Source organism: Hyalangium ruber (assembly GCF_034259325.1).
Taxonomy (GTDB): Bacteria; Myxococcota; Myxococcia; order Myxococcales; family Myxococcaceae; genus Hyalangium_A; species Hyalangium_A rubrum.
In genome coordinates this window covers 83,058-96,080 of record NZ_JAXIVS010000023.1, presented here as the reverse complement: position 1 = coordinate 96,080, position 13,023 = coordinate 83,058, and the positions used below count along the sequence as shown (strand labels likewise).

Below are 13,023 nucleotides of genomic sequence, written 5' to 3'. Positions count from 1 at the left end.
CGCTGCATGGCTGAGCGCACCCACCGCATCCACGTCGCCGCGCGGCTTTCCGGAGTGCGCGAGGAGCTGATCCGCGCCTGGGAGCGCCGCTACGGGGTGCCGCGGCCCCAGCGCACGCCCTCGGGCTATCGCATGTACACGGACGCGGACGTGGAGGTGCTCAAGCGGCTCAAGCAACTGACGGAAGAGGGCGTGCCCATCAGCGAGGCGGTGAAGCTGCTCCCCGGACGGGAGGCGGAGCCCGTCCGGCGGCCCCGGCAGCCGCCCGTGGAGGTCAGCGGCACGGCGGTGGAGGGCTGGCGCGCGCGGGTACTCCAGGCCGCCCTGGCGTACGACCAGCGGCAGGTGGCCGAGGTGCTGGATGAGGTGCTCGCGGCGCTGCCACCGCTGAAGGCCTTCGACGAGGTGCTGGCCCCGGTGCAGCGAGAGGTGGGTGACCGCTGGCATGCGGGAGCGCTCACGGTGGCGCAGGAGCACCTGGTCTCCCAGGTGGTGCGCGCGCGCCTGGTGAGCCTGCTGCACGCGGCGCCGGAGAACGAGGGCGCGCGTCACGCGGTGCTGGCGTGCTTCCCGGAAGAGCAGCACGAGGTGGGGCTGCTGGGCGCGGCGCTGCGGCTGCGCCATGCCGGACTCCGAGTGACACTCCTGGGCCAGCGCGTGCCGGCCCGGGACCTCGGGCAACTGGTGGCCGAGCTGCGGCCCGACGTGGTGGGACTGTCCGCGGTGATGGACCCGGGCGCCAAGGCCTTCGAGCGGCAACTGGCCGAACTGCTGGCGGCGCTCCCCCCGGACTGCCCCGTGTGGGTGGGGGGCGCGGCGGCACAGGCTCACCCCGAGGTGTGCGAGCGGCTGGGAGCGCGCCTCTTCCAGCCCAACGACTGGGACGCACTCGCGGTGTAGTCGTTGCTCCGACAAGTAAAGCTTCGTTTTTCAGTTTTCAGGGCTTGTCCTGGTTTATGAGATTCTGTACTTTGCCGCGCGTCGCAGCCCCATCCCCCCCGCAGTCCAAGGAGCTCCCCATGAAGAACGCGCGCAATACGCTGTTTCTCGGCTCTGTCCTTGCCCTGGCCGCTTGTGGCGGTGAGATGAACGACATGGACTCGCTCGAGGCGTCGGAGCTCGGGCAGACGCAGGCGCCGCTGCTCAAGGCCGAGCCGGGCAAGGCCATTCCGGGCGCCTACATCGTCAAGCTGCGGGACGGGGCCCAGTTCAGCACGCTGGGGAATGTGATGGCTGAGGTGAAGACCCGGCACCAGTACTCCATCATCAACGGCTTCGCGGCGGACCTGGACGAGAAGCAGCTCGACGCCCTGCGCCGCAACCCCATGGTGGAGTACGTCGAGGAGGACGGCGTGGCCTCCATCGACGCCACCCAGACGGGCGCTCCCTGGGGCCTGGACCGCATTGACCAGAAGACGCTGCCGCTGAACGGCACCTACATCTACACCTCCACGGCTTCCAACATCAACGCGTACATCATCGACACGGGCATCTACACGGCCCACTCGAACTTCGGTGGCCGCGCGACCAACGTATACGACGCCTTCGGCGGCACGGGCGCGGACTGCAACGGCCACGGCACGCACGTGGCGGGCACGGTGGGCGGCTCCACCTACGGCGTGGCCAAGGCCGTGAAGCTGCGCGGCGTGCGCGTGCTGGACTGCAACGGCTCGGGCTCCTGGTCGGGCGTCATCGCCGGCATGGACTGGGTGCGCCTCAACCACGTGAAGCCGGCGGTGGCCAACATGAGCCTGGGCGGTGCGGCCAACACCTCGGTGAACACGGCGGCCACCAACCTGTCCAACGCGGGCGTGTTCGTGGCGGTGGCGGCGGGCAACAACAGCGGCGCCAACGCGTGCAGCTACTCGCCGGCGGGCGCCACCAACGTCACCACGGTGGGCTCCACGGCCAGCAACGACACGCGCTCCTCGTTCTCGAACATCGGCAGCTGCGTGGACATCTACGCGCCGGGCTCCAACATCCTGTCCACCTCGAGCAGCGGCGGCACCGCGACCATGAGCGGCACCTCGATGGCCAGCCCGCACGTGGCCGGCGTGGGCGCGCTCTACAAGGCCACCTACGGTGACGCGTCCTCGGCCACCATCAACACCTGGCTGGTGAACAACGGCACGACCCTGTCGTTCGGCAAGCTGCTCTACAAGTCCTCGCTGTAGTCCCTCCTCGCAGCAAGAAAGTACCTCCGGGGGTCGTGGCTTTGCGCCGCGGCCCCCGGTCGCTTTTCAGGCGCAGCCGGGGACATCCTCCAGCCGGTAGAACACCTGCTTGCCCTGAGCCAGCGTGGTCCGCACCATCTCATCGGCCCCCTGCGAGGCGCCGCCGATCCGCAGGCATGCGTCACAGCGCTCCAGGATGCGGTGCGCGATGGGGTGGAAGATCTCATTGAAGGGGCCATCGCCAACCTTCTGGGAGCACGCCGCTTCGACCAGGGGCAGGGCGAACCACTCGCCCACCACGGGCAGGTGCCCGGCGCGATACAGGCGCAGCGCGATGTCCGTCATGGCGGTGACGTTGGCCGCCATCTTCACGGGGTCGTCATTCGTCCCGGAGCGATAGGGGCCGGCGACGAGGATCATCAAGGACTGGGGGCGAGGGCTGTTCACGCGCCCATCCTGTCACGGCCCTGGCGCGAGCGTGTCTACCCGTCCCCTGCGGACCCATCTCCGGGCGGAGTAGAGCGAGCGCAGCAGGCCCCGCAGCGCCGCCTGCTGACTGGCGAGGTAGAGCGGGTAGCGCCACGGCGGGCCGCCGCGACGATTCAAGAGGGCGTAGGCGAACCGGAGGGTGTCTTGCTCGACGTGGCGCGGAACGTTCTCGAACCACTCGGCGCTGCTGCGGGCCGCGTTCTGGAGCGGGAGCAGGGCGGTGCGACGCTCCTCCTCATAAGCCCTCAGTGCGCTGGGGAGGTCCGCGGTGTCGCGCAGCTTCCCGGCGAGCCCGATGGCGTCCTGGATGGCGAGCTTCGTCCCGGAGCCGATCGAGAAATGGGTGGTGTGGGCCGCATCGCCCATGAGCGCGACGTTGCCGTGGAACCAGCGCTCGTGGCGGATGCGCTTGAAGTTGAGCCACGGCGTCTTGCCGAGCCCGCGAATCTGGTTGAAGAGCAGGTGGCCCGCGAGCTGGCGCTTGAAGATGTCCTCCAGGCGCCGGAGGGTCTCTTCGGGCCCGAGCGTGTCGAAGCCCAGCGCCTCCCACGTCTCCTGCGGGCACTCGACGATGCAGGTGCTGGTGGTCCCGCTGAAGCGGTAGGCATGGAACCACAGCCACCCGGCGGGAGTCTCCTCGAAGGCGAAGGTGAAGGCGTCGAACAGCTTGTTGGTGCCGAGCCAGATGTACTTGTTCCTGCCCACCTCGATGTGGGTCTGGAAGTGGCTGGCATGGAGCCGGCGCACCTTGCTGTTGGCGCCATCGCACGCGACGACCAGGTCCGCGTCGGCGAACTCGGACAGGTCCTCGAGCTCGCGTTGGAACTGGATCTCGACCCCGAGGCTCAGCGCCCGCCGGGTGAGGATCTCCAGCAACCGGTCGCGACCGATGCTGAACCCGAAGCCGCCGATGTGGACGGCCTGCTCGCCCCGGATGTGGACCTCCTGCTGATCCCATCGGGCCGCGCTGTCGGCGATCTCTCGAGCGCTCACCGGGTCGTTTCGGTAGAGGTCGTCGAGAAGGTCTTCCCAGAACACGACACCCCAGCCGTACGTCACCCCGGCGGGGTTGCGCTCGATGATAGTGACCTGGTGATGGGGATGGGACAGCTTCGCCAGGATTGAGAAATACAGCCCCGCGGGGCCGCCGCCGACACAGACGATCCTCATACGCTTGTCCCCCCCGCGCCCCAAGCGTGGAGCGCGCGGGGGGAGATACTGGCTCGGGTCTCCACGCGCCAGACCGCGGAGGGCCGAGTTGGCATCCAGCTGACGCGACTGCGGTCTGGCTCGAAGCCCACTTCCCGACGCTAGGGCGTGAGCCGCCTCATCCGCCGGGGTGAAACGTTCACCGGGCGGTGGTGGCGATCAGCCGGGCATAGAACTGCACCATGCGCTCCATGCCCTCGAGGGACAGGTGCTCGTTGGTCCCGTGGATCTGGCTCGTGCTGGCCATCGTCAGCTCGATGGGCTGGAACCGATAGACGTCCTTGGCGACGGGCTGGAGGTAGCGGCTGTCGGTGCCGGCGAGCACGAGGCCCGGCGCCACCGGAGCGCCGGAAATCTCACCGGCCACGGCCGCGAGCGCCTTCCAACTCTCGGACGTCGTGGAGGAGACAGGAGAGGCCTCGTTCGGTGTCTTCGTCCAGGACAGCGTGACGGGCAGGTCCCCGACCGCCGCCTTCGCGCGGGCCATCACCTCGGTCGACGCATCGCCGGGAGCGAAGCGGTAGTTGATCCAGGCGGTGGCCTCCTGAGGCAGGACGTTCTCCTTGGGACTGCCCTTGAGCATGGTGGGCGCGATGGTGGTGTGGAGCAGGGCCGCGCCCTCCGGCGTGGCTCCCACCTGGGAGACCAGCAGGGGCTCGAAGAGCCAGGTGTTGGCCACCGCCATCTTCACGGGGAAAGAGGCGTGAGCGGCCGCGCTGCGCACCATGGCCGCGCCGGGACCCTGGAAGTCGAGCGGGAAGGGGTCCTCGACGATGGCGGTGACGGCGCGCGCGAGCGTCGTGACCCCGGTCTCCTTCGGCGGTGTGGAGGAGTGCCCACCCGTCGCCTGCGCGGTGACCACCAGGGTGGCATAGCCCTTCTCCGCCACGCCGATGATGGCGAGCGGGGCGCGGGTGATGGGGTTGTCGGAGATCACCACCATGCCCTCGTCGAGGACGAACTCGGCGGTGATGCCACGGGACTTGAAGAGCGCGGCCACTCCTTGAGCTCCCAGGCCATTCGCCTCCTCGTCGTGGCCCAACACCAGCATCACGGTGCGGCGGGGACTGAAGCCCTGGAGCGCCAGGGCCTCGAGCGCCTCGAAGATGCTGACCAGCGAGCCCTTGTTGTCGAGGGTGCCTCGGCCCCAGACCGAGCCCTCGGCGATGACGCCCGCGAAGGGAGGGTGCTTCCAATCCTTCTCGGTGCCCTTGGTGACGGGGACGACATCCTGGTGAGCCATCAGGACGATGGGGGAGAGGTTCGCGTCGGTGCCCTTCCACGTGTAGACGAGGGTATGGCCGGCGACGAGCTCGCGGGTCATGGCGGCGTGGGCGGAGGGGTACGTGGTCTGCAGCCAGGCATGCAGCCGCTCCCACTCCGCGGGCTGGTTCTCGGAAGGGTCCTGGTGGCTGATGGTGGGAATCTGGATCGCCTGGGAGAGGTGCTCGGCGGCGCGGGCGCGATCGAAGGTGACCGCCGGGGCGAGCTGCACGTTCGCGGGGTCCACTGCGGCGGGCGGCGCATACGTCGCGGTGCGGACCAGAATCACCACGAGCAACAGGACGAGCGCGGCCAGCAGGCCCAACACGCTCTTGGCAACCTTACCCATCGGCATCCTCTCCACGCGTACCGCTCGCCCGGCAGGTTAGCCGAGCTGGACGCCCCATAGCTGTTCCTCACTTGCATTTAACCAAATGGTTAGTTAACCATAAGGTTAATCAGCCATGCAGACCGATGCCCTCTCACGAACCTTCTCCGCGCTCGCCGACCCGACCCGGCGTGCCATCCTCGCGCGGCTGTCGCAGGGCGAGGCGGCGGTCACCGAGCTGGCGGCCCCCTTCGACATGAGCCTCCCGGCGGTGACCAAGCACCTGAAGGTGTTGGAGCGGGCAGGGCTCATCACTCGGGGGCGGGAGGCGCAGTGGCGGCCATGCGCGCTGGCGGCGACGCCGCTGCGCGAGGTCTCCGAGTGGGTCGAGCAGTACCGCGAGCACTGGGAGCAACGGCTCGACCGACTGGAGTCGTACCTCCACGCCCTGCAGGCCAATCAGAAGCAATCCGAGCGCAAGAAGCCGGAACCCGCAGTCTCTTCCCCCGAAGCGAAGAAAGGACGTCGACGATGAGCCCCACCCCTCGCCACGCTCAGGAGCCCCGCCCGATGCCTGCTGTCCCCAACCCAAGCCCCACGGCGGATCGGGAACTCTCCCTGTCGCGCCTGCTCGATGCCCCGCGCGAGCTGGTGTTCGACGCGTGGACGGACCCGGCCCATATGACGCAGTGGTGGGGGCCCAATGGCTTCACCACGAAGGTGTACCAGATGGACGTGAAGCCGGGCGGCACCTGTCGGTTCCTGCTCACGGGCCCCGACGGCACCCAGTACCCCAGCCGCTTCACCTACCGAGAGGTGAAGCGCCCCGAGCGGCTCATGTACCGACACGGCTCGGACGTGGACGACGACCCGAACGCGTTCGAGGTGACCGTGACCTTCGAGGCGCAGGGCCAGAAGACTCTGCTCACCATGCGCTCGGTCCTCCCCACCGTGGAGGCGTGCGAGCACGTGAAGTCGTTCGGCGCCGTGGAGCTCGGCCATCAGACGCTCGCCAAGCTCGACGCGTTCGTGCAGCGCGCGCTCGCGCGCTGAAGGCCCATGACACGCTCGTCCGCAGGGAGGACTCGCGCGTGTGCCAAAGCTGGCACGTTCCACCCCGAGGCATGGCGCTCGGCGGGCCTCCTCGGCGGCTAACAACCGGAAGATACGGGCTTTCCGTGGAAGCCCGCGCCGTGGCACCGCGCTTGCGATGAGGGGTGTTGGCTCGAGCCCCCTGGCCCGAGCGGCACACACCTCCGGAGAGCAAGACGATGAGCCAGCAGAGAACGAGAGCGGCGCGCAGGGCGTGGATGAAGCTGGGAGTGAGCTGGGCGCTGGGCGCCGCGATGTCCCTGGGCTGTGGCGGTGAGGCCTGGGAGGCCGAGGGAATCTCCCCGAGCGGTGAGCCCACGCTGGGCACGCTCTCCCAGGGGCTGGAGTACGGCGGCCATGAGTACGTCTTCGTGCTCACCCCCAAGACGTGGCCCGAGGCCGATATGGCCTGCCTCAGCATGGGCAAGAAGCTGGTGACGCTGGAGAGCAGCGCGGAGGCGGACTGGTTGCTGTTGCAGCAGCCCTCGGCGGGGGCGGTGTGGCTTGGCCTCAATGATCGCGTCATCGAGGGCGCGTGGGATTGGACGGACGGGAGCTCCACCTACACCCGCTGGGCCGTGGGTGAGCCCAACAACGCGAACAACGAGGACTGCGCCGCCTTTAGCCCGGGCACCGGCTTGTGGAACGATCTGCCCTGCACGAAAGCCCAGCCCTTCGTCTGCGAGAGCTTCGACCCTCACCAGGAGAAGGGCTACAACGGCCACAGCTACATCTTCTTTGAGGGGCGGAAGACCTGGCTGGAGGCGCAGTACACCTGCTCGGCGCAGGGCATGGCGCCGGTGACCCTCAACGACGCGGACGAGGAGCAGTGGGTGAAGCAGCAACTGCCGGCCACGCGCTCGTGGTGGCTGGGTTACACCGATAGCGCGAAGGAGGGGACGTGGGTCTGGTCGGCACCTTCGTCCGGATACCTCAACTGGCGCCCGGGGGAGCCCAACAACTCCGTGGGCAACGAGGACTGCGCCGTGGCCAACGCGGGGCCAAACGGGAGCGCCCCCGCGGGCAAGTGGAACGACATCCCTTGCAGTGAGTACGTCCAGGTCATCTGCGAGAGCTTCAGCACGGGGCCCGTGTTCTACGAGTACGTCAACTTCTCCACGACGGACACCCAGACCGCGACCCGCTACACGACCGATGTAACGGTGACGCTGCAGCCGGGGCAGGTCCTCGACGTGGGGACCTGCGGAGTGCCGGGAGCGTTCGCTTCGAATGACACGTACCTGCGCCTGCTGGGCCCGGATGGGCTGGAGGTGATGGAGAACGATGATGCGTGCAAGGGCTCGGGCTCGCGCATCCGCTACCGGGTGCCGGACTGCGGTGGTGGCACGTACGTGATTCGAGCCGGGTGCTACGACGCCGGAAGCTGTGGCGGTCGGCTCGGTTACAACATCGGCTACACCTACTGAGCACTGCCGTCCTGGAGGAGCTGGGCCTGCCACGAGCGCGCAGGCCCGGCTCCTGGTGGATGCGAATTCACGGGGGGTGTGTTAGTTCAGGGCTCGAACTCCAGACGGCAGGAGCCGTCCTCATGACCCTGAAGATTGGCGACAAGGCCCCGGACTTCACGCTGCCGAAGCAGGACGGCACTCCCGTGCGTCTGCAGGACCTGCTCCAGAAGACAGCGGTGGTCCTCTACTTCTACCCCAAGGACGACACGCCGGGTTGCACCGCGCAGGCCTGCTCGTTCCGGGACTCCTACGAGGCTTTCAAGGAGGCCGGCGCCGAAGTCGTCGGAATCAGCTCGCAGTCGACGGCCTCCCACGAGTCGTTCTCCTCGAGACACCGGCTCCCGTTCACGTTGGTGAGCGACGAGGGCGCCAAGGTGCGCAAGGAGTACGGCGTACCGAGCACGCTGGGGCTGCTTCCCGGGCGGGTGACGTACGTCATCGACCGGGAAGGGACCATCCGGCACATCTTCAACTCCCAGTTCAACGCCAAGCGCCACGTCACCGAGGCGCTGGGAGTCATCCAGCAGCTCCAGCAGCCAAGGAGCTGACTCGCCACGGGAGTACCGGAAGCGGTTCGCGTAAAACAAACTTTCCATTGAAAGCCGTTTTAAAGATCTTCACTCTGAGCGAACTCTGATCAACGCCCAGAGGAGGACTCGATGACGCGGTGGAGAGCTTGTGCCTTGATGGGGCTGCTGCTGGGAGTGAGCCTGCCCGCGGCGGCCGGTACGGCGACGGTCTACTACTACACGCCCTACAAGGGCTGGAGCAGCGCCTATCTCCACCATGACGCCAGCGGGAGCTGGACGAGCGTGCCGGGCACCCTGATGGAGTCGGCCTGCACGGGCTGGGTCGCCAAGGTCCTCACCACGGGAACTGGCAGCACCTTCCAGGCCGTCCTCAACGATGGCCAGAACCGCTGGGACAACTACAACAACCAGTCCGGCGCCAACTACGTCCTGCCCACCCAGGGGACGCATCAGATCAAGAACGGCCAGCTGCTCGCCAACGCGGGGACTCCCTGCGCTGCGGACACCCAGCCGCCCACGGTGCCCACGGGCCTCAGCCCGGGCGCGCTGACCCCGAGCTCCGTCGCGCTCTCGTGGACGCCGTCCACCGACAACGTGGGGGTGACGCGCTACGAGGTGCTCCGCAACGGCGCCACGGTCGGCACGCCCAGCGGCGCGAGCTACACCGACTCGGGCCTGACGCCGGGCACGTCCTATTCCTATACCGTGAAGGCCGTGGATGCGGCAGGCAACGTGTCCGCGGCGAGCAGCGCGTTGTCGGTGACGACGCCCGCCGCCAGCCAGGCCGAGGTCTACTACTACACCCGCACGCGCGGCTGGAGCGCGGTCAACATCCACTACGCGCCCACCGGTGGCGCGTGGACTCCCGTGCCAGGCGTGGCGATGAACGAGCCGGCCTGCACCGACTGGGTCAAGAAGACGATCAACCTGGGCTCGGCCACCGGCATGAAGGCCGCGTTCAACAGCAATGGGAGCTGGGACAACAACGGTGGCGCGGACTACTCCCTCGGCACGGGACTGATCCGCGTGAAGGATGGCGTCGTCACCCCGAACGCCACGACGCCGTGCGTGGTCCTGCCGCCGGACACCACGCCTCCCTCGACGCCCTCGGGAGTCACCGCCTCGGCGACACAGACGCGCATCGATCTGGGCTGGAGCGCCTCGACCGACGATCGCGGCGTGACGGGCTATGAGATCTCCCGGACGGGAGGAACCCTCGGGCCGAAGACGGCGACCTCCACCCTCACCAGCTACAGCGACACCGGCCTGGAGCCCCAGACGACCTACAGCTACACGGTGAAGGCCCTCGACGCGGCCGGCAACACGTCCGCCGCCAGCGCCTCGGCCTCGGCCACCACGGGCAGCGCGCCGCCGCCGCCTCCTCCCGGGCAGCCGCTCGGAGGGGACATCCGCGAGGACGCCATCTACTTCGTGCTGACCGCCCGGTTCTACGACGGCGACCCGTCCAACAACCGTGGCGGCAGCATGCACGTGAAGTCGGGCAACGCCGCCAACAACGACCCCATGTTCCGCGGGGACTTCAAGGGGCTGATCCAGAAGCTGGACTACATCAAGGCCCTGGGCTTCTCCGCCATCTGGATCACCCCGGTGGTGCTCAACCGCTCGGACTATGACTACCACGGCTATCACGCCTGGGACTTCAACCGGGTGGATCCGCGCCTGGAGTCGTCGGGCGCCTCGTATCAGGATCTGATCAACGCGGCCCACGCCAAGGGCCTCAAGGTCATCCAGGACGTGGTCTACAACCACTCCAGCCGCTGGGGTGCCAAAGGACTGTGGAACGCCAAGGTGTACGGGGTGCGCGACAGCCAGTGGAGCTGGTTCTACGACGCGCCAGTGCCCGGGCTCGAGTACGACGGGCTGACCGTCGATCCGAACACCGGCAAGTCTTATTACAACGGGGACCTGTGGTCGACGGCGGAGCCCGCGGGCAACACCTGTCGCAACTGGGGCGTGCCGACGGGGAGCTATAGCCAGGAGGGCTATCGCATCTACAACTGCCAGTGGCCGAACCCCACCTCCGGCATGTTCCCGGCGCAGTACTTCCACCAGTGCTGGATCGGCAACTGGGAGGGAGAGGACTCGCGCAGTTGCTGGATCCACGAGGACCTGGCGGACTTCAACACCGAGAGCGCGCCCGTCCAGAACTTCCTCATCGGCGTGTACAACAAGTACATCGACATGGGAGTGGACGGCTTCCGCATCGACACGGCGGTCCACATCCCGCGCGTGACGTGGAACCGGCGCTTCCTGCCCGCGGCTCGCCAGCACGCAGAGCAACAGTTTGGCGCCAAGGGGCGGGACTTCTTCATGTTCGGCGAGGTGGGCTCGTTCGTGAACGACAAGTGGAATCGAGGCTCGCCCAACCACTCGGCGCAGTTCTTCACCTGGAAGGAGCGCAGGACATACAGCGCGGATGACACGGCGGCCGCGCTGGAGCAGTACAACTACGAGCAGGCAATGGGCACGGGCAGCCAGCCCACCTCCACCAACGCCTTCCTCCAGGGCAACAGCTACCACGCCCCGGATCACAGCCAGTTCTCCGGCATGAGCATCATCGACATGCGCATGCACATGAACTTCGGCGAGGCCAGCAACGCCTTCTGGAACGGCAAGGACTCGGACGACAGCTACAACGACGCCACCTACAACGTGGTGTACGTGGACTCCCACGACTACGGCCCCAACAAGTCCTCCACCCGCTACGCGGGCGGCACGGAGGCCTGGGCCGAGAACATGAGCCTGATGTGGACCTTCCGTGGCATCCCGACCCTGTATTACGGCTCGGAGATCGAGTTCCAGGCGGGCCAGCGGATCGACTGCGGCCCCACGTGCGCGCTGGCCACCACCGGTCGTGCCTACTACGGAGCGAACCTCGAGGGGAGCGTGACGGCCTCGGACTTCGGCGTGGTGTCCTCCGCCTCCGGCAAGGTCGCGGAGACGCTGAGCAAGCCACTGGCCAGGCACCTGCAGCGGCTGAACCAGCTCCGGCGGAGGATCCCCGCGCTCCAGAAGGGCCAGTACTCCACCGAAGGTGTCACGGGGGGCATGGCCTTCAAGCGCCGCTTCACGGACTCGGCCCGGGGCGTGGACAGCTTCGTGCTGGTCACCGTCTCCGGCGGCGCCACCTTCACGGGAATCCCGAACGGCACCTACAAGGATGCCATCACCGGAGATGTGAAGACCGTGGCGGGTGGCACACTGACCGCCAGCGCCACCGGCAAGGGCAACCTGCGGGTGTATGTGCTCGACCTGCCGGGCAACCCGGCGCCGGGAAAGATCGGCAGTGATGGTCCCTTCCTGAAACCTTGAGTTCTGGAGGAGGGCGCTTGCCTGCCAGAAGGCCTCCGATGAGCGGCTGGCGGTGGATCCAAGAGGTACAGAGTGCCGTGGCGGTGAGTCGAGCGTTGTGCGTGGTGCTCTGCGCCGTGACCCTGCTCACAGGCTGTCCGGATCGCGGCGGAGGTGGAGGAGGGGGGAGGGACGATGGTGGCTCTGGCCCGGAGTCCTGTGAGACCACCGGGGACTCGTGCATCGCACTGGGGGACTGGTGCGAGACCTTCGCGACGGAGGAGTGCAGCCGGCGCGTGAGGTGCGGCATGGTGGAGGAGTCCAAGATGCCAGGCTGTGTCCGCCGGCTGGCCGAGCTCTGCCCACGGGAATCGATCGCTCACAGCGTTACCTCCGGCCGTGTCACCTACAGCGGAACCCGCGCGCGAGAGTGCGTGACCCGCTACCTGGAGACACTCGGGTGTGGGGAGGGCTTCCACGGCTTCTATGCCTACGAGGCGAATCTCTTCCAAGAGGTACTCACTCCGGAGCCTCCCAGCCTGGCGGTGTGTCGGACCGTCTTCGAGGGCAGGAGCGAGCCTGGCGGCGTCTGCGGGCAGGCCATCGACTGCGTGCCCGGCTCCTTCTGCGAGCTGACGACCTGTCCTGGAAGGTGCGTGGCCTATCGCCAGATGGGGGAGCCCTGCGAAGGTGACGCATGCGGGCCGAATGCGCTCTGCGCCGCCCGTGCGGACAACACGTTCGTCTGCCAGCCGCGCCATGAGCTGGGGCAGTCCTGCATCTGCCCGCTCCACCGGGTGGATGCGCAGTGCGGGTGCCGTCCGGAGCTGAAATGTGATGCGGCTCCGCTTTCAGCCGGTGGCCGGTGTGTACAGGCTCGCGCGGCCCTGGGCGAGTCGTGCGGCACCTATGGTTCCAGCTGTGTCCCCAGTGGGTATTGCGGTGACGCCTGTATGCCGCTCGAACCGCGGGGAGCGAGCTGCACCCTGTCTGCTCGTAGCTGCGAAGCAGGGCTCTCTTGCCGCGACGAGCGCTGTACCGCGCGAGGCAATGAAGGCGACGCCTGCCAGCTCCATTCCGACTGCAAGTTCGCGCTGTTCTGCGAGAACTCCCGTTGCCGGGCCTTCCCGGGAGAGGGCCAGCCGTGTGCTCCGGTT

At 67.8% G+C, this 13,023-nt stretch carries 10 protein-coding genes; 7 read left to right on the top strand and 3 right to left on the bottom strand.

Translation table 11 applies throughout. From position 1 onward, the window contains the following. The first annotated feature begins 6 nt into the window (after window positions 1-6). Both SYV04_RS40795 and SYV04_RS40790 read left to right on the top strand, forming a co-directional pair. Window positions 7-900, top strand: coding sequence for a MerR family transcriptional regulator (locus SYV04_RS40795; RefSeq protein ID WP_321551509.1), 894 nt, complete (start codon window positions 7-9; stop codon window positions 898-900). Window positions 901-1,019: 119 nt separating this feature from the next. After that, window positions 1,020-2,174 carry a S8 family peptidase gene (locus SYV04_RS40790; protein ID WP_321551508.1) on the top strand — a complete coding sequence of 385 codons (1,155 nt, stop codon included), beginning with the start codon at window positions 1,020-1,022 and terminating at the stop codon, window positions 2,172-2,174. Between the two features lie 66 nt (window positions 2,175-2,240). Here SYV04_RS40790 and SYV04_RS40785 read toward each other — a convergent pair whose 3' ends face one another. The 3 genes from SYV04_RS40785 to SYV04_RS40775 all read right to left on the bottom strand — a co-directional run bounded on the left by SYV04_RS40785 (window position 2,241) and on the right by SYV04_RS40775 (window position 5,484). Next, entirely contained in the window at window positions 2,241-2,621 is a 381-nt protein-coding gene (locus tag SYV04_RS40785) for a hypothetical protein (RefSeq protein ID WP_321551507.1), read from the bottom strand. Between the two features lie 12 nt (window positions 2,622-2,633). Then, window positions 2,634-3,833: an FAD-dependent monooxygenase gene (locus SYV04_RS40780; RefSeq protein WP_321551506.1), complete on the bottom strand. Its 1,200-nt coding sequence runs from the start codon at window positions 3,831-3,833 to the stop codon at window positions 2,634-2,636. A 178-nt stretch (window positions 3,834-4,011) separates the two neighbouring features. After that, a complete protein-coding gene (locus SYV04_RS40775; RefSeq protein ID WP_321551505.1) occupies window positions 4,012-5,484 on the bottom strand; it encodes a M20 family peptidase in 1,473 nt (490 codons plus the stop codon). Window positions 5,485-5,599: 115 nt separating this feature from the next. Here SYV04_RS40775 and SYV04_RS40770 point away from each other — a divergent pair, with 115 nt between their 5' ends. The 5 genes from SYV04_RS40770 (at window position 5,600) to SYV04_RS40750 (ending at window position 11,887) form a co-directional block, all read left to right on the top strand. Beyond that, on the top strand, window positions 5,600-5,998 hold the full coding sequence (locus SYV04_RS40770; RefSeq protein ID WP_321551504.1) for an ArsR/SmtB family transcription factor: 399 nt from the start codon (window positions 5,600-5,602) through the stop codon (window positions 5,996-5,998). 35 nt (window positions 5,999-6,033) lie between these two features. Continuing rightward, the gene (locus SYV04_RS40765; protein ID WP_321551503.1) at window positions 6,034-6,516 is read left to right on the top strand and encodes an SRPBCC family protein; all 483 of its coding nucleotides are present in this window, start codon (window positions 6,034-6,036) and stop codon (window positions 6,514-6,516) included. Between the two features lie 218 nt (window positions 6,517-6,734). Further along, a complete protein-coding gene (locus SYV04_RS40760; RefSeq protein WP_321551502.1) occupies window positions 6,735-7,982 on the top strand; it encodes a C-type lectin domain-containing protein in 1,248 nt (415 codons plus the stop codon). A gap of 122 nt (window positions 7,983-8,104) precedes the next feature. Beyond that, window positions 8,105-8,572, top strand: a complete 468-nt coding sequence (locus SYV04_RS40755) for a peroxiredoxin (RefSeq protein WP_321551501.1) — start codon at window positions 8,105-8,107, stop codon at window positions 8,570-8,572. Between the two features lie 111 nt (window positions 8,573-8,683). Beyond that, window positions 8,684-11,887 carry a carbohydrate binding domain-containing protein gene (locus SYV04_RS40750; protein ID WP_321551500.1) on the top strand — a complete coding sequence of 1,068 codons (3,204 nt, stop codon included), beginning with the start codon at window positions 8,684-8,686 and terminating at the stop codon, window positions 11,885-11,887. Window positions 11,888-13,023 lie beyond the last annotated feature (1,136 nt).